Origin of the sequence: Asticcacaulis machinosus, from assembly GCF_028550435.1 — a bacterium.
In the GTDB taxonomy this organism is placed as follows: domain Bacteria; phylum Pseudomonadota; class Alphaproteobacteria; order Caulobacterales; family Caulobacteraceae; genus Asticcacaulis; species Asticcacaulis machinosus.
Map to the genome: position 1 here is coordinate 1,418,253 of NZ_JAQQKV010000001.1, position 20,133 is coordinate 1,438,385.

11 protein-coding genes are annotated in these 20,133 nt (G+C 59.0%); 6 read left to right on the forward strand and 5 right to left on the reverse strand.

The features are described 5' to 3' along the window. Nucleotides 1–111 precede the first annotated feature (111 nt). From PQU98_RS06605 to PQU98_RS06620, 4 genes are all read left to right on the forward strand, one after another. A complete protein-coding gene (locus PQU98_RS06605) occupies nucleotides 112–912 on the forward strand; it encodes an IclR family transcriptional regulator (protein ID WP_272744111.1) in 801 nt (266 codons plus the stop codon). Between the two features lie 107 nt (nucleotides 913–1,019). Further along, a complete protein-coding gene (locus tag PQU98_RS06610) occupies nucleotides 1,020–2,030 on the forward strand; it encodes a zinc-binding alcohol dehydrogenase family protein (RefSeq protein WP_272744112.1) in 1,011 nt (336 codons plus the stop codon). A gap of 54 nt (nucleotides 2,031–2,084) precedes the next feature. After that, nucleotides 2,085–3,728, forward strand: coding sequence for an alpha-L-fucosidase (locus tag PQU98_RS06615; RefSeq protein ID WP_272744113.1), 1,644 nt, complete (start codon nucleotides 2,085–2,087; stop codon nucleotides 3,726–3,728). A 15-nt stretch (nucleotides 3,729–3,743) separates the two neighbouring features. Further along, the gene (locus PQU98_RS06620) at nucleotides 3,744–5,528 is read left to right on the forward strand and encodes an alpha-L-fucosidase (protein WP_272744114.1); all 1,785 of its coding nucleotides are present in this window, start codon (nucleotides 3,744–3,746) and stop codon (nucleotides 5,526–5,528) included. A 115-nt stretch (nucleotides 5,529–5,643) separates the two neighbouring features. Here PQU98_RS06620 and PQU98_RS06625 read toward each other — a convergent pair whose 3' ends face one another. From PQU98_RS06625 to PQU98_RS06640, 4 genes are all read right to left on the reverse strand, one after another. After that, on the reverse strand, nucleotides 5,644–8,148 hold the full coding sequence (locus PQU98_RS06625) for a zinc-dependent metalloprotease (protein WP_272744115.1): 2,505 nt from the start codon (nucleotides 8,146–8,148) through the stop codon (nucleotides 5,644–5,646). 171 nt (nucleotides 8,149–8,319) lie between these two features. Further along, nucleotides 8,320–9,921, reverse strand: a complete 1,602-nt coding sequence (locus PQU98_RS06630; protein WP_272744116.1) for an amidohydrolase — start codon at nucleotides 9,919–9,921, stop codon at nucleotides 8,320–8,322. Between the two features lie 26 nt (nucleotides 9,922–9,947). After that, entirely contained in the window at nucleotides 9,948–11,552 is a 1,605-nt protein-coding gene (locus tag PQU98_RS06635; protein WP_272744117.1) for an amidohydrolase, read from the reverse strand. Between the two features lie 104 nt (nucleotides 11,553–11,656). Beyond that, the gene (locus tag PQU98_RS06640) at nucleotides 11,657–14,467 is read right to left on the reverse strand and encodes a TonB-dependent receptor plug domain-containing protein (RefSeq protein WP_272744118.1); all 2,811 of its coding nucleotides are present in this window, start codon (nucleotides 14,465–14,467) and stop codon (nucleotides 11,657–11,659) included. Between the two features lie 186 nt (nucleotides 14,468–14,653). On the opposite strand from PQU98_RS06640, the gene PQU98_RS06645 reads away from it, so the two are divergent. Then, a complete protein-coding gene (locus tag PQU98_RS06645) occupies nucleotides 14,654–15,139 on the forward strand; it encodes an Lrp/AsnC family transcriptional regulator (protein ID WP_272744119.1) in 486 nt (161 codons plus the stop codon). Between the two features lie 318 nt (nucleotides 15,140–15,457). Further along, a complete protein-coding gene (locus tag PQU98_RS06650; RefSeq protein WP_272744120.1) occupies nucleotides 15,458–18,835 on the forward strand; it encodes a DUF4450 domain-containing protein in 3,378 nt (1,125 codons plus the stop codon). On the opposite strand, the gene pelA is transcribed toward PQU98_RS06650, so the two are convergent. Then, nucleotides 18,836–20,125, reverse strand: coding sequence for a pectate lyase (pelA, locus tag PQU98_RS06655; RefSeq protein ID WP_272744121.1), 1,290 nt, complete (start codon nucleotides 20,123–20,125; stop codon nucleotides 18,836–18,838). It abuts the gene before it with no gap. Nucleotides 20,126–20,133 lie beyond the last annotated feature (8 nt).

A 20,133-nucleotide genomic window follows, 5' to 3' on the forward strand; every position in this document is an offset into this window, starting at 1 on the left:
TATTGTGCTTGAAAAAGATTTTTTCAATGGAGTGATCTCCTGCGAAACCCTTTTGCCGATATAGGCGGGCGCGTCTTGCCAATAATCTGACAACGGCATAGTCATGGGATCATGCCCAGATCCGAATCCAAAACCCGCCCGCAGCCGTCGATCAGCACCTATGCCGCCCCCGCGCTGGAAAAGGGATTCAACGTCATTGAACTGCTGGCAACAGAACCGCAGGGCCTGACGATTTCGGAGATCGCGGCCCGGTTAAAACTGCGCTCTATCAGCGAAATCTTCCGGGTGATCGTGGTGATGCAACGGCGCGGCTGGGTGTTTCGCGACCCCAAGACCGATAAGGTGACAGTGACGTACAAGGTGCTGGAACTGGCCTTTCGCGCGACACCGGCGCAGGAACTGACCTCGGTGGCCGCCCCCCTCATGCACGATCTGGCCGATGAGATCGATCAGTCCTGCCATCTGGTCATCAATACCGGCGTGCGCGGGCTTGTGGTCTTACGTCAGGAAACACCGGGCCCCACCGGCATGGTCGTGCGTCTGGGGTCGGACATCCCCTTGCCACAAAGCTGTTCCGGCCATGTGCTGCTGGCCTTTGCCGATGCGACCCAACGTACGGACGCACTTAAAGGATGGGACGGCGCCCCCCACGACCACGCAGCCCTCAACGCCCGCCTCGATAAGGTCAGGCGGCAGGGTTATGAGCAGATGCCGAGCGCCAGGACCCGCGGCGTCACCGACATGAGCTATCCGATATTTGGCTTTGATGGCGCCGTCTCAGCCGCCCTTACCGTGCCGTTTCTTGAGGTCATCGACGGCACGCAGATCATCAACCGCGACGAAGCCCGCCTGCGGCTGGGGGCCTGTGCCCGCGCCATATCTGGCAAGCTGGGCAACCGTTTGCCATCGTAATCATTCCTGATCCTCGTGTGTGAGCCGTGTCAGAAACGGTATAATCACGCCCCTTGTCAACTTTCACAAGCGGTAGTAACTATCACATATGATTTTCAGAGGATCTCATGAAGTCCGTCATATGTGAAGCCCCGCACGCACTGGGCATAGGTGAGCGTTCCCTCCCCGAACGACACGCGGGCGAAGTCCTGATCCGCATCGGCCGCGTCGGTCTGTGCGGCACCGACTATCATATCTTTGCGGGCAATCAGCCGTTCCTCGCCTATCCGCGCGTCATGGGCCATGAACTGGCTGGCACTGTGGCGGAAACCGACGCGGGCTCAGCCTTCCGAGAAGGCGATCTGGTCACCGTCAATCCGTACCTGCCCTGTGGCCGCTGCATTGCCTGCCGTAAGGGCAAACCCAACTGCTGCGTCGATATCCGGGTCTTAGGTGTGCACATCGACGGCGGCATGACTGAGTTTGTGTCCGTGCCGGAAAGTGCCGTCATCGCCGTTGAGGGCTTGACCCCGGATCAGGCCGCAATGGTTGAGTTTCTGGCCGTCGGTGCCCATGCCGTCCGGCGCGGCAATGCCAGGGTCGCAGACCGCGCGCTGATCGTCGGGGCCGGGCCGATTGGGGTGGGTACAGCTCTGTTTGCCGCCATGTCCGGAGCCGATGTCACCCTGATCGATACCAGTTCTGAGCGCCTGACCTACGCGCGCGAGCGGATCGGCATAGCCCACACGGCCGTGGTTGATGCGCATGTCGACACCTATCTGAGCGACCGCACTGACGGCGAATTTTTCGATATCGTCTTTGACTGTACCGGCAGCGCCAGAGCTATTGAGAAAGGCTTCGCTTACGTGGCGCACGGCGGGCGCTATGTGCTGGTCAGCGTCGTCAAGGACACCATCAGCTTTGCCGACCCGGAGTTCCATAAGCGTGAGATGCAGTTGATCGGCAGCCGTAACGCCACCTCAGAGGACTTCGCGCGGGTCATCAGTGCCATCCGGCAGGGTCATATACCGACCGATGCCTTGAAAACCCACAGCTTTGCCCTGTTTGATCTGCCGCAGGTCATCCCCGACCTGATCGCCCATCAGGGCTCGGTACTAAAAGCCATAGCCGAGTTGTAACACCCGGCGATCATCGAAACCGTCAATTAAAATAACATCAGCGAGGCGATGCCCATGTCCTATACCAAACGTGATCTTCTGCGCAGTGCCACCGGCCTCGGATTGGCCTCGGCCCTGCCCGCTCAGGCGGTGGAACTGGCTGAACCCGGCTTCGATACGATTGCTGAGGGCAAGTTCAAGCCGAACTGGAAATCCTTTGAAACCGATTACCAGACCCCGGACTGGTTCCGGGATGCCAAGTTCGGCATCTGGGCGCACTGGGGGCCGCAGTGCGTGCCCGAAGCGGGCGACTGGTATGCGCGCAACATGTATATGCAGGGCAGCGGGTCATATAAGCACTTCGTCGATACCTATGGTCATCCCGCCGACACCGGCTTCATGGATCTGCTGCCTAAGTGGGAAGCCGAGCATTGGAACCCCGATGATCTGCTTGATCTCTATACCAAGGCCGGGGCCAAATATTTCATGGCTATGGCCAATCACCACGACAATTTCGATATGTACGATTCAAAGTTCCACGACTGGAACTCGACCCGCATTGGCCCGAAGAAGGACATCATCGGTATCTGGGAAAAGGCCGCCAGGGCGCGCGGCCTGCGCTTTGGGGTTTCCAACCACTCCGCCCATGCCTGGCACTGGTTTCAGACGGCCTATGGCTATGACCCCGAAGGCCCGCGCCGGGGTGAGCGCTATGACGCCTATAAGCTCAATGCGCTGGATGGCAAAGGCAAGTGGTGGGAAGGGCTTGATCCCAAATCGTTTTACGGCGATCCGGTTATGGCCTTGCCCGCGGGTTTCGACACCATCACCGCCGCCAATGCCTGGCATGAACTGAACGACCGGGTCTGGGACGAAAAGCCGCCGCTCAACAGCCCGGCCTTTGTGCGCCAGTGGTATCTGCGCTGCAAGGATCTGATCGACAGCTATAAGCCTGACATGGTCTATTTTGATAATTTCGATCTGCCGCTGGGGCAGGTCGGCCTCGATATCACGGCGCACTATTACAATGCCTCTGCCCAGTGGAACAACGGCAAGGTCGACGCGGTCGTGAACATCAAACCGCATGGCCCGTTCAATGGCGGCGTGGTGGCGGATGTCGAGCGCGGTTCAAAATCACAAATTGATGAGCGGCCTTGGCAGACCTGTACCTGCATCGGGCAGTGGCACTATAACCGGCGGCTTTATACCGAGAAAAAATACCTGCCTGCCGCCGATGTCATCCACCGCCTGTGCGATATCGTCTCAAAGAACGGCAATCTGCTGCTGAGCGTGCCGGTGCGGGCCGATGGCTCTATAGATTCTGAGGAACGTCGCATTGTCGAAGAGATTGCCGGCTGGATGGCGCGCTTTGGAGACGCCATCTACGGCACGCGGCCGTGGCGGGTGTTCGGCGAAGGCCCCACTCAGGTCGGCACCGGCATGTTCGGCGAGCGCGACCAGAAGTCCTTCACCAGCGAAGACATCCGTTTCACGACCAAAGATAAGGCGCTCTATGCCATTCCTCTGGGAAGGCCCGCCGGTTCCGTGACCATCAAATCGTTGAGTGCGCGAGAACAGCGCCGGGTTAAGCGCGTCGAAGCTGCAGGCCACCCCGCCCCCCTGACCTTCCGTCAAAGTGACGCGGGGCTGGTGATTGATGTGCCGCCCGCCGCCAGCCACGACTTTGGACTGGCTCTGAAAATCTTCGGGGTGATTTGAGGAAGAGACGTTTCAATGACCGCAATATCCAGACGACAACTCCTGGCCGGTTCAAGCGCGTTGGCCGTGACCCTGAATGGCATTCTGCACAGCGCTCCGGGTTTTGCGGCCACGCCGTTCCGATTGCCCGAACTGCCGCCCATGCCCGACCTCGCACCCGCCCGCCCCGAAGAGTCGGTCGATATGGCCGACCCCAGCGAATGGGCCGAGACCAAACTCTCCTTCCCGATCGCCGACGGGCCGTTTGGTTCAAGCTGGCCCGAGATTGAGAAGGCCTATCCGGACAAGGGGACAGAATGGCTGAGAGAAGCGAAGTTCGGCATCTGGGTACATTTCGGTCCTCAGGCTGCCGGTAATTCCGGCGACTGGTACGCCAAGTATATGTATGATCCCACGGGGCGTTGGGGCAATAAGGCTTACGACAACCATGTTCGCAATTTCGGCCACCCTAGCGAAGTCGGCTACAAGGATATCCTCAAGGACTGGAACCCGACCAACCTGCATCCGGATACGCTTGTCGACCTCTATAAGAAAGCCGGTGCCAAATTCCTGCTCGTTCAGGGCGTGCACCATGATAATTACGACAACTGGGATTCCAAGTACCAGAAATGGAACTCTGTAAACATTGGCCCTAAACGCGATCTGTTGGGCGAATGGGTGACTGCGGCGCGTCAGGCCGGGCTCAAGTACGGCGTCACCTTTCACCATGAATATACCTGGTGGTGGTGGCAGACGGCGTTTGGGGCCGACACAACCGGCCCGAAAGCGGGTGTTCCTTATGACGGCCATCTCACAGAGGCTGATGGCAAGGGCACATGGTGGGAGGGCCTTGATCCCCGGATGCTTTATACGGTGAACCTGCGCGAATATCGGGGGCTGGATACGCGCTGGGCACCGGCGCGCGGTATATTCCAGAACCATGAGAAATACGCGGAATGGTACGCTACATGGTGGGCGTACCGCATCATGGATGTCATCGAGAATTACGATCCCGACTTCATCTATACCGATGGGGACTCACAGAACCCCTACACCGGTGAAAAGAGCGGCACCGGCGCCAAGAACGATGCCGCCAGCCGCGTGATTGCCCACTATTACAATCGCACGAAGGCCCGGCGAAACACGGTCGACACGTTCAGCGTCATTAAATTCAAAAAGCCGACCAAGGGCTTGGTCACGACCGAAGAGGGCGGCTTTCCCGAAGGGATCAAGCGCGAACAGCCGTGGATCGGTGAAGTGCCGATCGGCGACTGGTTCTACGGGCCGGGCTTTATTTATGAAGCCAGCTCTGTCATTCGTTATGTGCTGGAGACGGCATCAAGAGATGGCGCATCGGCTGTGTGTATTCCGATGCGTCCCGATGGTTCACTGGACCCCGAGTGTCTCTCCCTGCTGAGCGAAGTCGGAGAGTGGATGGCGCTCAACGGCGAAGGGATTTATGGAAGCTCGGCCTGGCGCGTGCTCGGCGAAGGTGAGATGATTGATGGGAAACTCAAGGTCGCGCGCAAAGGCGCCCTGGGCGTACGTCAGCATTCGGTGTCCTTCGACCAGAGGGATTTCCGTTTTACGCAGGGACGCGATGGGGCCGTCTATGCCTTCTGCCTTGTGGTGCCTGAGGCAGGCACCAGACTTACGATCCGAAGCCTTGCGGACGACGGGACTGACAAGGTGAAGTCTGTCCATCTGCTTGGCCGTGACCGTCAGCCCAAATGGAAGCACACATCGGATGGATTGACCATCGAAGTCCCTCGCAACCACGGCCACAGCATCACCATGAGCTTCAGGATAGTTACAACGTGATGTATGCTGAATGCTTACCGGTAATGACAATCTTACCACATCAAGCCAACAGATTGCCCACCTGAGCGCTGTGTGCACTGATCATGACATAGATTGTTCGGTCTAGATAGGCACTCTAAATCGGTTCTCCGGGCGGAATGCGGACATCATAGCGCCCGCTGGCCAGAAGCGTCTTCATAGCCTCAGAATCGGCAATCAGTTCCGAAAGCCAGGCGTCCTGCGCGGCCTGAAGCGGGTCTTTCGACTTTGCTTTTTTGAGCTTACTCCCCAGCGCCTTGAGTCGGCCTGAGACCACCGCTGCCGCGACCGGTGACAGCACCGCGTCATTGCGCCCGGCAATCGCGCCCGGTGTTGTGCCCAGCGCCACGCCATTGATATGGCGCGCCAGCATCAGCACGGTGCGCATCTGCACCCTGCGCGCCGCTTCGGCTTCCATCGGGGTTGCAACCGATGGAGCAAACACCGCCGATATGACGCGGTCGAGCACGGCCTCCAGCTTCAGCGCCTCACCATCACGCACTTCGGCGACGGCGAGCCGGTTGAGGCGTTCGGGTGCAAACAGGGCCGACAGGGTCACTTCGGCGGCGGTTTCAGTGGCCACGCCCGGGTCGAATGACCGGCCCATGCGGCTGCCGAAAATCTCGGTCTCATACTGCGGATCGGCATCCCCTGTCGTCTGGGCCGCCAGCAGTTTCAGTTGCACATCGCTTAAAGTTAGTTCCGAAGGTTTGAGCGTGGCAATCAGGGCGTCCAGCGCTGCCGATTGTTGTGAAATCGGCACCGGCGTCAGCACGGCTTCCGCCCCGCCGCCCTTGACCGGATAGGCATAGTCCGTGCCGCCGATCAGCTTGGCGGTGGCCGACACCTGATAGCGATGCAGCAGAAACACCGGCACCAGACGGCGGCGCAGTTCATTGACCGCCACCCCTTCAGGCAGGCTGTTCAGGCCAAAATTAGTGAGCGCAATCCGGCGCACCTGCATCAGGTGAGTGATCTCCGCCACCGGATCGGCGCCATTGTCCCACGAACTGGCATAGGGATTGCCGGTCGAATCCGCGCGGCCATCGATATCGGCGCGGAAGCGCAGACGTGCGGCCCCGGCATCGATGCGGTCTTTCAGGCCAGCCTCAGCACCATAAAGGGCATCAACCGAGAACTTATCCCACTCACCGATCCCGACCCCATAGGCATCGGCAAAATCAAGCGCGTCGCCCTTAATGTCGATCCTGGCGACCGGATAGTCCATGACCGAGGTTCGGCCTTGGCCGGAGGCGGCAAAATTGTGCTGAAAGCCGAGCGCATGACCGACTTCGTGGGCCGAAAGCTGCCGCGCCCGCGCCAGAGCGATTTCGACCGGATCGTTAGGGCCGCCTTTGGCGGTTTTGTCGACCCCCAGCATGGTCTCGAACATGATGATGTTCTGGCGGATGCGCTGGGAGCCCAGAATAACCGCCCCGCGCACAATCTCGCCGGTACGCGGATCGGTGACCGTCTGGCCATACGACCAGCTTCGCGTCAGGCGATTGGCCCAGAAGATGACATTATAGCGCGTATCCATCGGATCAACACCTTCGGGCAGAACCTCGACCCGGTAGGCATCGATATAGCCCGCCGCCTCAAACGCGTCTTTCCACCACAGGGCCCCGTCAACCAGAGCGCTGCGGATCGGCTCAGGGGCGGAATTATCAACATAGAACACGATCGGTTTTTTGACGGTGGAACGCGCTGCCGACGGATCGGTCTTTTCCAGCCGGAATCGGCGCGCCAGCCGCGTCACGAGAGCTTGCCCCAGCGGTGCGGAAAAATCAGTAATCAGAATATCATTTTCGGCGGTGCGCGGATCAAATACCCGCGGCGTATAACCGGCATCGGGCAGGCGGATGAAACTGTGGTGCATGACAAAGGTCAGGCTGGTCGGATCAGAGGCGATATTGCTGATTTCACGGCCCGGATTTTCCGACGCGAAGGTAAATATGGCATCCATCTCAAGATTATCAGGAAAGGCCTTGACGGTTGTGGTGTCGGTCAGGGTCAGCTCAGGGGCGGCACGAAACGTGCCCTGCCCTGAACGGTTAAGGCTGTCGCGCATCCCCCAGGCGTCACGGGTCAGAAAGGCGGTGATGTCGACGATTACCGATCCGTCACCAAGGGTTGCCACCACCGGCCCGGCCCAGACCGCCGAGTCGGGAAAGGCGTCATCGACGGCCTTGGCCTCTTCTTTCGTGCCCGACGCCTTGAACTCCGGCGTCTTATATTCGGCCAGCACCTTGCCGCCGATTTTGCGGAATTGCAAAAGGCGGGTCGGGCCGAACTGACCACGCTCAGGGCGCACGCTGGCCGAGCCCATGCCTTCCTTGATCAGGGTGTGGTGCAAAACCTCCGTCATCACCCCGTCAGCCTTGGCGGGTGGCAACTGCATGAACACCCGCCCCCCGGTCGCATCGACAAACAGCGGCAGCAGGCCGTCAAGGCGCTTATAGGCCGCCGATTGCGCCGCCCAGCCGGGGGCAGGCGCTGAGGCCGCGGGCTTGGTCTGCGCCAGCGCCAGCACCGGCACCGGCGCAGACGCCATAAGGATAAGGGCCAGAAGGGTTGAGACCTGATAATTTGCGTGCCGCACCGCGTACCTCATTGATAAAAATCACAAAAACAGAAAAATGATCCGCGCCGTCGCTTCCCGGCGCGGATCAGGCCCAAAAGACAGAACCAAGGGGGATAGGGCCGAGTTACATTTTAAGTTTACGCGCATCTTATCCAAAAACCGCTGCACACTTTTTGGGATGCGCTTCGCTTATTTCTTGGCCGCTGGCAGAACCGCAGGCGCCGGATATTTGACGCCAAGCTGCTCCAGATAAGAGCTATACTTGGTCGGATCGTAATAGAGCGGCTCCATCTGCGGACGCAGACGCTCCATCGTTTCCTTATTGAGATGAATGGCTGGTGTATCTTCGGCCGTCAGAACCGGATCATATTTCATATCCTTAAACTGGACGGTCTGCTGATAGTCCTTGGCGGACTGCACCAGTGACGGGGTCGTCACAATATCCATGATGGTCATGGCCAGAACCTGAGCGCCATTGACCGCCCCTTTGTGGGCAATAGGCGTGGCCATAGCGATGGCGGCGGTGACGTTATGGCCGATGGTGTTGGGGATATTGGACGGGAAGCGGATGGTGATGGTCGGCACCGTCCACATGATATCGCCAATATCGTCTGACCCGCCGCCCATGGACGGCCCGCGCGTTTCAGGCGTCGACAGAGGTGCCAGTTTCGTCGTCAGCGGTTTCAGCGCAAAGCCGTTGGTTTCCTGCACAGCCTTGGCAAAGGCCTGATCATCAGCCGACCATTTGGGCAGGCCGACCTTCTGCATATTGGCATAGGCCGCTTCGGCCAGAGGTTTATTACCATAGTTCGGCGCCGCATAGCCCAGAACGCGGCGGGTGACCGTCGTGCCGGTGGCTTTGGCCGCCGCCTCTGAGATCGTGTTGCCGGTCTCATAGAGGTTGCGGATAGACTCGAAGGTCTGCTCACGGAAATAGTACCAGACGCTGGCCTCACCCGGCACGATGTTGGGCTGGCTGCCGCCATTGGTGATGATGTAGTGCGACCGCTGCGTCACCGGCAAATGCTCGCGCTTCATGTTCCAGGCGGCGTTCATCAGCTCCACTCCGTCAAGGGCGCTGCGACCGGCCCACGGCGCACCGGCCGAGTGCGAGGTCTTGCCCTTAAAGGTGTATTCGACTGACACCATGCCGTTATTGCCAGCCGGGCCCCATGAGGTGCCCAGTTCATTGGCCACGTGGGTGAAGATCGAGACATCGACGCCTTTGAACACGCCGTCACGGACATAAAACGCCTTGGTCGCCAGCAGTTCTTCGGCCACACCGGGCCAGATCATCAGACGTCCCTTGATGTTGTTGGCGACCATCACATCTTTGGCAGCCAGAGCGGCCACGACCACCAGCGGCATACCGGAGTTATGGCCTTCGCCGTGACCCGGCGCGCCCGGCAACTGCGGGGTAATCACCGGATTACCCGGCACCTGCGACAAGCCCAACAGGCCGTCGATATCAGAGCCTAGTGCAATCATCGGGCCGCCCTCACCCCACGTTGCCGTCCACGCGGTAGGTATTCCCGCCACGCCACGGGTGATGGTAAAACCGTTCTTTTCCAGAATGCCCGTGACGTACTCAGAAGTTTTATATTCCTGAAAACCGGGTTCGGCGAAGCTATAGATCGAATCGACCATTTGCTGGGCCAGAACGGCGCGGTCTTTCACCCCCGCCTGCGCGGCGGCTTTCAGCTTGGGGCTGGCCTCAGCCGCAGCCAGAGTTGGGGCGGTCAGGCAGGTCGCCAAAAGGACGGCCATGAGTGAGCGTTTGGAAATGTGCATGAAGTTTACTCCGTGAGACTGTATGATTATTTGCTGGTTTTGGCGGCCGGCGGCACAGCGACCGCCGGATATTTGACGCCCAGTTGCTCAAGGTAGGAGCTATATTTGGACGGATCGTAATAGAACGGCTCCATCAGCGGCCGCATCCGTTCCATCGTTTCCTTGTTAAGGTGGATGGCAGGCGTATCTTCCGCCGTCAGCACCGGATCATATTTGACATCCTTGAACTGCACAGTCTGCTGGAAGGCCTTGGCCTCCTTCACCAGTGACGGGGTCGTCACGATATCCATGATGGTCATGGCCAGAACCTCAGCCCCATTGACAACGCCTTTGTGCGCAACCGGCGTCGCCATAGCCATCGCAGCCGTCACATTATGGCCGATGGTGTTGGGCACGTTTGAGGGATAGAAAATGGTGATGGTCGGCACCGTCCACATGACATCGCCAATGTCATCTGAGCCGCCAAAGTTCATGCCCGCCCGCATTTGCGGCGTCGACAGGGGTGCCAGTTTGGTCGACAGGGGCTGTACCTTAAAGCCGTTGGTTTCCTGCACGGCCTTGGCGAAGGCCTGATCGTCCGCTGACCACTGCGGCAGACCGACCTTCTGCATATTGGCATAGGCGGCTTCGGCCAGAGGTTTATTGCCATAGTTGGGCGCGGCATAGCCCAGCAGCTTACGCGTCACGGTCGTGCCGGTCGCCTGCGCCGCCGCCTCTGAGATGGTATTGCCGGTTTCATACAGATTGCGCACGGAGGCGAAATCAAGCTCACGGAAATAGTACCAGACGCTGGCATCGCCGGGGACGATATTGGGCTGGCTGCCGCCATTGGTGATGATGTAGTGCGACCGCTGGGTCACCGGCAAATGCTCACGGCGCATGTTCCACGCCAGATCCATCCACTCCACGGCATCGAGCGCCGACTTACCCGCCCACGGCGCACCCGCCGAGTGCGAGGTCTTGCCCTTAAAACTATATTCGACCGACACCATACCGCTCAGCATCGGGCCCCATGACGTACCCAGATCATTGCTGACGTGGGTGAAGATCGAGACATCGACGCCTTTGAACACGCCGTCGCGGACATAAAACGCCTTGGTCGCCAGCAGTTCCTCGGCCACACCGGGCCAGATCATCAGACGGCCCTTGATATTGTTCGCCACCATCACATCCTTGGCCGCCAAGGCGGCAACGACCACCAGCGGCATACCGGAATTATGGCCTTCACCGTGGCCCGGCGCGCCCGCAACCTGCGGCGTGATCACCGGATTACCGGGCACCTGCGACAGGCCCAACAGGCCGTCGATATCAGAACCCAAGGCAATCAGCGGCCCGCCCTCACCCCAGGTCGCGGTCCAGGCGGTGGGGATACCGGCGACACCGCGCGTAATGGTGAAGCCATTTTTCTCCAGAATATCGGTAACGTACTCAGAGGTTTTATATTCCTGAAAACCCGGCTCGGCGAAGCTATAGATCGAATCGACCATCTGCTGGGCCAGAACGGCGCGGTCCTTGACCCCCGCCTGCGCGGCGGCTTTCAGCTTGGGGCTGGCTTCGGCAGCGGCCAGTGTTGGGGCGGTCAGGCAGGTCGCCAGCATCAGGGCGCCAATTAAACGTCTGGACAATTTCATACGCGTTTACTCCCGCAGGATAGGTTAGTTTTTAAAGGGAATGCGTGTGCCCGCACTGGGCACAAAAAAGGCCCTGCCGAGGGGACGGCAGGGCCTTCGCCGGATCAGAACTCCATCCGCAGGCCAACGCGGTAGACGCGGCCCATGACATCATAGAGCCCACGGTTGGTTTGCAGATAGGCCGGGGTGTTTTCGGCCCCAAGGTTGGACGGGTTGGACAATAGCACCGGATCCTTATCCATCAGGTTCTTGATGGACATATAGGCTTCGGCCTTAACGCCACCAATCTCAATGACGCGGTTGACCGCCACATCAAAATAGACCGCCCCGTCAACTGTATTGTCGTTGATGGTGTAGTAAGGGGCGACGCTGGCCGGACAGGCGCTGGTGCATTCGGTGTAGGCGTTCGACAGAACCCCGTCGGAGACCCCGCGCGCCGTCAGATTGATCGTCCACGGATCAAGCTTATAGAGCGCTGTAATGCGGTACACCCAGTTCGGCGTTGACGCCGAGTTGGAACCGGCAAAATCGATGGCCGTCACGCCATCATCGGTGATGTTGGTGATGTAGTGGGTCGCCATACCGCGCAGGCTCAAAGATCCGCTGGCCTTTGAGTACACATCGGCCAGATTGAAGCGGTAGGACGCTTCGATATCCATGCCGCGCGCCAGCATACGGTTGAGGTTGTCATAATAGAGGTTGATGGTCTGCAGCGTCGGGCCGCTATAGATCATGTTGTTACAATAGCTCTGGATACCGTTGATGTTACAATAGTCCGCGACCTGCTGGGCGGTGACGAAGCTGATGACGCCCTCGACTTCGATGTCATAATAGTCGACCGACGCTTCAAAGCCTGGCCAGAAGCGCGGGCGCACCACCACACCGACACCAATACCATCGGCCACTTCGGGCTTCACCAGGGTCGAGCCCTGAAGGTTCTGGACGAAGGCGACCGACGTGCCGTTGATGGCGACCGAGTTGGAGCGGGCCGTGCCGGAGTCGTAAAGCTCCGACAGGTTCGGCGCGCGGATATCCCGCGACATAGTGTAGCGCAGCTTGATGTCTTCGATCGGCGCATAGGTGAAACCGACCTTCCACGGACGAGCAGGCCCCGATGTGGAGTAGTCCGCATAGCGGAAGGCGGCGTTCAGATCAAAGCCCTTGAACATCGGCACCACGGCTTCGACATAGGCTTCGGCCACTTCGTAGGAACCGGTCGAGACCTTGAAGTTACCGTACTTCCAGCCGCTCTGGTACTGCGGCGGCACAAAGCCGTCCATCGCTTCACGACGCCACTCCGCCCCGAAAGCCAGAGAGATCGGCCCGGCCCAGCCCATGATGTCGCTGGTCGAGAAGTTGAGCGCCGCCACGTCCTGCTCAAAGCGCTGCTTACGGGTCGGTGTGCCCAGCACATAATCAAGCGCTGCGGCACTGGCGACACCTGTGCCGAAACGGTTGATCGGCACACAGCCATTGGTCGGATTGGTCAGGGTCGAGCGACAGACAATCTCAGTCGTGCCGGGGCGGAAGACCGCATCCGTCGCCAGGGTCAGAAGAGCATTATTATAGGTATCGGTCAGGGCTTCGACCGTATCGGTGATCCCCATCTGATAATAGCTGTCCCACTTAAACCCTAAGCCGAGCGCATCAAAGGTGCCGTCAGCCCCGACCACATAACGTTGGGTTTCGCGCTCCATAGTGCTGCCCGACGCCGGCATGTCGCCATTGCTGGTGCCCATGACAAAGGAGGTAAGCCCGGCATTGGTCATGGCGGTGCGGACCGATGCGGGCAGGTAGGCATTGTCTGAGCGGATCGTGACACCGGTCGTGGTCGGCTGGATGTAATAGCTCAGACCTTCGTACTTGGCGTAAGACGCCTGGGCGAACACGTTCAGATACGGCGTGACCTCATAGCTCAGGCGCGTAAATAGGCTGTCGCGGTCATCACCCGCCACCAGACTGTTGGTGCCCAGCATACCCGATGTCGGATACTGCCAGTTGCCACCCAGCATCCACTGGCCCGATGACGCGCCATAGGTCAGTTGGTTGACCGAACCACCTTCACCGAAATAGGTGCCCCTCAGCGGCCCGGCCGTGATCAGTCCGCCCGGTGTCAGGCTTGATAAACCAATGCCGTCAGAGACGATATAAAAGGGCTGCCCCGCCGCCGTATTGGGATTGCGCATCGAGAAATAGCCTTTTTTAGCCCAGTCGCGCGCGGTATAATGCACCCCTTCCTGCTTGGCTTTTTCGTAGCTCAGCAGGAAATGACCGCGGTCATCGGCAAAGCCAGTGCCATAGGTGGCGTTAAGCTTCCAGTTTTCGGCATCACCTTCGGCGGTTTCGCCGTATTCAGCCGTCGTCTTGAAGCCGGTATATTTCTTATCAAGGATAAAGTTGACCACCCCGCCGATGGCATCGGAACCATAGGCCGACGACGCCCCGCCGGTCACGACTTCGACCCTCTCAATCAGAGACTGCGGGAAGGTATTGGTGTCAACAAGGCCGGTGGCGGACGAAATCACCGAACGCTGGCCGTCAAACAGCACCAGCGTGCGGCCCGTCCCCAGAGCCCGCAGGTTCAGGGCACTGATGCCTGCCTGACCGTTCGACAAGGCCCCCGAAGAGTTGGAAGCCGTCGCACTGCCCTTAACCGAAGGCAAGGTGTTGACGAAATCGGCGATATTGGCGGGCGCCTCAGCCTTGATTTCTTCCCGGCCCAGCACGTTGACCGGGGTCGGGGCGGCAAAGCCGTTGCGCACAACGCGCGAACCGGTCACCACAACTTCCTGCACCTCTTCCTCAGCGGAATCCGGTGCGGGCGCCGGGGCTTCCTGCGCCCATACAGAGCTACAGGTAAATAATGCGACCAATGACGTGGCGGTTAGTAACTTTGGAAACCTTGTTTTCGACATACTAAATCCCCTTATGTGTCGAAGTGTGGTTTCCTCCTGTAATATTTATGTGGCTGATGCCGGCAATTACGCGCCGCGGAACTTTATAAACATGACGTTAACATGACGATGGGTTGAATATCTCGGAAATTTCAGTCTATTTATTGCCATATGGTTTGAAATCAGAACTAAAACAGGATTTTTTTGATGAATTTCGATACGAAGCGGCTTGATGCTACCGATTACAAAATCCTGCGCCAATTGACCGAAGACGGGCGAATGTCGGACGTGGCTTTGGGTGAACGGCTCAACCTGTCAAGTACTGCCGTAGCCCGCAGGCGTAAAATTTTAGAAGAATCCGGCATAATTTCAGGATATACAGTTAATCTTAATTACAAAACACTGGGACTTAGCATTATTGTTATAGTCTCCATTGAGCTTTCTTCTCAGGCCGAACACGCCTTGAATGATTTTGAACAGGCCGTCTTAAGAAGTCCGTCTATGTCTTTCTGTAGCTTTGTTTCCGGAGATACCGACTTTATTATGATCCTGAACGTAGCCTCATTTGAGACTTACGACTCGATTTACCGCCGCGAATTGTCGACCCTGCCCCACGTTGCCAAGATCAGAAGCAGCTTTGTTATGCGGGAAGTCAGAAACATAACAACCCCACCGATAGTATTCCACGGATAGACTAAAGACTAATGCCCTCGCGGAAACGGGAAACCGCATTTTAACAATGACGCTTGCGATGTTTCTATATATGGAATAACGTCCCATATTGCACCAAACAATCTCGGCAAGACACAGTGCCTCCTGGTAAACTGCCGAGACAAACTGCATTCAGGCGCTCATCCCCAAGGCGGAATGCGATAGGCCCCTTTCCTAAAAAGAGAGGGGCTATTTTTTGATCAGCAAAAATCACTTTTGCGCACAATCGCCATTATAGGGCTTGAGTCCGCACTGTATCCATAATTAGAATGGCATCCTATAATAATTAGGAAACGTCTGATGCCAAAAGGTTTGCGTGCGCGTATCGCTCTGTACCCCCTCGTGCTGGCCCTGACCGTGCCGGGGCTGGCCGTATCCGGTCTGGCCGTCTCGCAATCAGCGGTGCCGACCGCCACGCGCGGCATTACCCCAAATCTTGAAGGACAGGTCGCGACGCCAATGCGCTACCGGCCAGAGGGCGGCGATTTCGTTATTCGCAATGGCGCGGAATATTTCAACCGTGCGCTTTACGGCGGCCACACGGCGTTTCGGGTCGATGCCGGGGATAAGCCGGAGTTCTCGCTCTATCTGCCCGGCCGTGGCGGCAATGTGCGGTTGGGCGTGCGCACCACATCGGGCGTGAAGTGGTTCAATGATGCCGCCACCATCGAGACCCGCTACCGCCCCGGTGAGATGCTCTACACCATCCGCGATCCTCTGCTGGGGCCGAATGGACGGATCGAGCTTGAGGTCGTAGCCTATCACTCTGTTGAAGGTCTATCTGTACGCGCCTCCGGCCACGCCCTGCCCAAGGGCGCGGAACTGGTGTTCGCGTTTGGCGGCGGCAATGGCGTGCGTGGTAAGCGCGACGGCGACATCGGCACTGAAAACGTGCCGATCAGTGAATATTTCCAGTTCAAGCCGGAATATGCCAAAGACACCCGCTACGGCCTGACCAAGCAGGGCTTTACCGCCGATAGCGTCAATACGGGCCTGACCGGCACAGTGTCCGCCCCCGCCACGATCCGGTTGGCCGATGCGGAAACATGGGCTGATCCGGTAGGGCTGCTGACGTCATCGCCCGACGCCGCCATCAAGGTCGTGGTCGGCCACCTGAAACTGAGCGACAAGCCCGTCTTCCTGACGGTGCAGGTCACCCGCAAAGGGGCTGCCCCTGAACTGGGCGATTACCGCAATGTCACCGCGGGCAACACCGGCACGGCTGCCAATACCGTCACCACCATAGCGCCCTACGCGGCCAAAGACCTCGCCGCCCAGTTTGATCTGACCCGCCGCCATTTCGAGACCCTGCGCAACCGTGTGCGCACCGAGACACCCGATCCGCACCTTGATGCCGCTATGGGCGCGCTCAATGTCGCCGCCGATGCCCTGTGGGACGTCAATGACAACGGCGGCGGGATCACTCACGGGGCGATTGCCTGGCGGGCACGGCTTTTGGGCTGGCGCGGGCCTTATGCGCTGGATGCGCTGGGCTGGCACGACCGGGCGCGGCAAAACCTGAACCTGTGGACGCGCAAACAGAATCTTCAGCCCATCCCCGATCAGGTCGCCCCTGCCGAAGACGCCACCAATCTGGCCCGCAATCCGGTCGGCCTGCACACCAATGGCGACCTGTCCAACACCCATTATGATATGAATATCGGCTTTTTCGACGCCATGTTCCGCCACATCCTGTGGACCGGCGATCTGGATTACGCCCGTGAGGTCTGGCCCACACTAGAGCGCCATCTGGCGTGGGAGCAGCGCCTGTTCCGCCGTGAATTTGGTCCCGATAAATTGCCGCTCTATGAAGCCTATGCCGCCATCTGGGCCTCGGACGACATGCAATATAGCGGCGGCGGGGTCGCCTATACCACCGCCTACAACCTCTATCACAACCGCATGGCCGCCCGTATCGCGCAGCTTATCGGTAAAGACCCGGCCCCCTATGAGGCCGAAGCCACGCTTATCGCCAGCGCCATGAAAACCCACTTGTGGATGGAAGATCGCGGTGCATTCGGAGAATTCAAAGACTATCTGGGCCAGCAGATGCTGCACCCCAGCTATGGCGTCTGGAGCTTTTACCACACCATGGATTCCGGTGTGCCCAATGCCTTTGAGGCCGCCCGCATGGCCTATGATGTGGAACGCAGCTTCAAGCCCCTGCCCGTCACCGGCGAAGGGGTGCCCAACGACCGCCCCTACCGGATGCTGCCCAGCACCGACTGGATGCCCTATAGCTGGTCGATCAATAATGTGGTCATGGGCGAAAACCTGCACACGGCGCTGGGACTATGGCAGGCCGGAAGATCCGACATGGCTTACGAGATCACCCGCGGTGGCATATTGGCCAGCTTCTTCATGGGCATAGCACCCGGAAATGTCGGCAGCCTGAACTATCTTGATGTCTATCGCCGTGAAAGCCAGCGTGACTTTGCCGATGGCTCCGGCGTCATGTCGCGCACCGTAGTTGAGGGTTTGTTTGGCGTAAAGCCTGATGCGCTTAGCCGGACGCTTACGCTCACCCCCGGTTTTCCGTCCGAGTGGGATCACGCCCGCCTGACCCACCCGAACCTGACGTTCGGGTTCAAGCGCGACGGTGAAACCGATATCTGGACGGTCAGTCAGACTGAGACCCGCTTTGATAAGGTCGTGCTTGATCTGCCTGCCCGTCAGGATGGCGTCAACGCCGTGACCGTCAATGGCCAGCCGGTGCAATGGACGGCTCTCAAAAGCGTTGGTACGCCCAAACTGCGCATCGAAGGCCCGCTGGGCGGGCACGCCGAAATACGCATAGTTTGGTCGGGTCAAGCCATTGACGCGACCAAAACCACAACCGTGGCAACCACTGCCCCGTTCAGCGCCAAACGTCAGGGCGCGTTTGAATGGTACACGCTGGAGGCTGCGGCGAAGCCCCCTGCAAGCTGTCCGGTCAAGACCCCCGTCTGGGCGAACGGCACCGGCGCGACCGAACCGGTCGATATCACCACGGCCTTTAATGATAAGGTCACGGCGATCTTTGCGCCGGGCAAGTACCGCTCGCCGCGCTCACCGTTCGTGTCGCTGGCCATGCCGGCGCAGGGCATCGGCGCGTGGGCCGGTCATGTTAATGCCACGGCCAATATCGATGATGCGGCCTTGCGCGCATCGGGCGGGCAAATAACGCCGATCAAGGGTTTAAATTTCAAAACGCCGGCGGGTGACGGCAACAACATCGCTTTTGCGTCCCTGTGGGATAACTACCCTGATGAGGTCAGCGTCAAGCTTACCGGCAAGGCCAAGCGCGCCTATCTGCTGATGGCCGGATCGACCAACCATATGCAAAGCCGCATCACTAATGGCGAGGTTACCGTGACCTATACCGACGGAACCACCACAAAACTTAGCTTGCGCAACCCCGACAACTGGTGGCCGATCGAGCGCGACTATTTCATCGATGACTACCAGTTCCGCCTGTGCGGCGAAGCGCCCGTGCGCGTCGATCTGAAAACCGGTAAGGTCTGGGTGCCGGGGCCGGACAGCAAAGGCCGCAAGGATCGTGAAAAGATCGACGGCGGCGCGGCCAATGTGCTTAGCGTCGATCTTGATCCGTCCAAAACCCTCAGAAGCCTGAGCGTGAAGGCGGTGGCCAATGAGGTTGTCATCGGCCTGATGGGGGTCAGTCTGGAGCGCCCATAATCAGGGGTGCTTCAAACGCCACTGATCAAAGGCGTTAAGGGCGCGCTGAGGGTTACGGCTGAACCAGGCGTAGCCCTTACGCCCGCCCAGTTCGACATCGGCCACGGAATCATAGATCGCCTTTGAGCGCGCCCCAAAGATCGGTTGCAGGGTCTTGAGGTCAAGATAGCGCCCCCAGATCGGCAGGGCGTCCGGTTTATCGATCAACCGGCGGGCGTCAATCGCCTCGACATAGGTAAAGTCCTTGCCTTCGATGGCCAGAGATTTAAGCGCGGCGACACCTGACCTGATCGCCGCCTTCATCTGCGGCGTCGGGTCGGGATAGGTCATCAGATAAATCAGCAATGCCCCGCTGTCGGTTGAGCTGAGCGACGGCATCTCAAAATTACGGGCCGAACAGGGCGTTAGGGTCAGGGCATCATACTGCGGCGCCCACAGCATCGGCTTACCATCGACCTTGACCTGAAGCGCCATAAATACTGCAATCGCCGCCCGCTCGGCCGCCAGCAGACGCACGCGCAGATCGGCGGGCACAAAGGCATAATCCCCCTGCCCGCGACCGGCTTCCCCGATCAGAGCTGTAACCGAAATCATGGCATTGTCATTGAGCGTCAGGGCATCATGATAGCCGCCTTCCAGCGGCCAGACCTGCGGCCAGCCACCGTTCGGGAACTGGGCATTAAGGAAATAGGTAAGTCCCTTGATCGCGCTGGCCTTAGCCGCCGCATCGCCGGTTGAGCCAATCACGCGGGCCAGAAACCGGATTTCGTGGATGGTTGCGCCATTATCGGTGGTGCCGACATAGTGCCATTTGGGATCGGTCGGGATATCGAAATCGCCCACCGGCCGTTTCGGTTCTTCGCCGATGACATAGGCCTGACCGCGGGCGCGGGGCGGGGCGTTGCGCGGCTGGTTCTTGCCCCAGCCACCGGCGGGCGTCTGAAAGCTTAAGATATTGGCGGTGATGAGTTTAGCCTCATCCGTGCCGTACCATTCGGTGGGCTTATCCAGCGGCATGGTGTTTTGCCCGTTACCATCGTCCGGATCAGCGGGAATTTCCTTTAAGCCTGTGCGCTCGGCCCGAAGGGCGGCCTTATCGGCGGCCATTTGCGCTTCTGAGCGCTGAAAATAGGTTTTCCACGCGGCGCGCTCCTGAGCCGGAAGGGCCTGAATGCGCGCCGCACTCAACGGCGGAAACGGAACGTTTTCACCAATTTGCGCCGCCCTTGCGGCCATCGGCAGAGTCAGAGGCATAATGGCCAGGCCCGACAAAAGCGTGCGACGATCCATAAGCGTTT

Excerpts from the sequence above, each read along its gene's own strand:
- PQU98_RS06605 (WP_272744111.1), top strand. The coding sequence starts at position 112 with ATGCCCAGATCCGAATCCAAAACCCGCCCGCAGCCGTCGATCAGCACC.
- PQU98_RS06610 (WP_272744112.1), top strand. The coding sequence starts at position 1,020 with ATGAAGTCCGTCATATGTGAAGCCCCGCACGCACTGGGCATAGGTGAG.
- PQU98_RS06615 (WP_272744113.1), top strand. The coding sequence starts at position 2,085 with ATGTCCTATACCAAACGTGATCTTCTGCGCAGTGCCACCGGCCTCGGA.
- PQU98_RS06620 (WP_272744114.1), top strand. The coding sequence starts at position 3,744 with ATGACCGCAATATCCAGACGACAACTCCTGGCCGGTTCAAGCGCGTTG.
- PQU98_RS06630 (WP_272744116.1), bottom strand. The coding sequence starts at position 9,921 with ATGCACATTTCCAAACGCTCACTCATGGCCGTCCTTTTGGCGACCTGC.
- PQU98_RS06635 (WP_272744117.1), bottom strand. The coding sequence starts at position 11,552 with ATGAAATTGTCCAGACGTTTAATTGGCGCCCTGATGCTGGCGACCTGC.
- PQU98_RS06640 (WP_272744118.1), bottom strand. The coding sequence starts at position 14,467 with ATGTCGAAAACAAGGTTTCCAAAGTTACTAACCGCCACGTCATTGGTC.
- PQU98_RS06645 (WP_272744119.1), top strand. The coding sequence starts at position 14,654 with ATGAATTTCGATACGAAGCGGCTTGATGCTACCGATTACAAAATCCTG.
- PQU98_RS06650 (WP_272744120.1), top strand. The coding sequence starts at position 15,458 with ATGCCAAAAGGTTTGCGTGCGCGTATCGCTCTGTACCCCCTCGTGCTG.
- pelA (WP_272744121.1), bottom strand. The coding sequence starts at position 20,125 with ATGGATCGTCGCACGCTTTTGTCGGGCCTGGCCATTATGCCTCTGACT.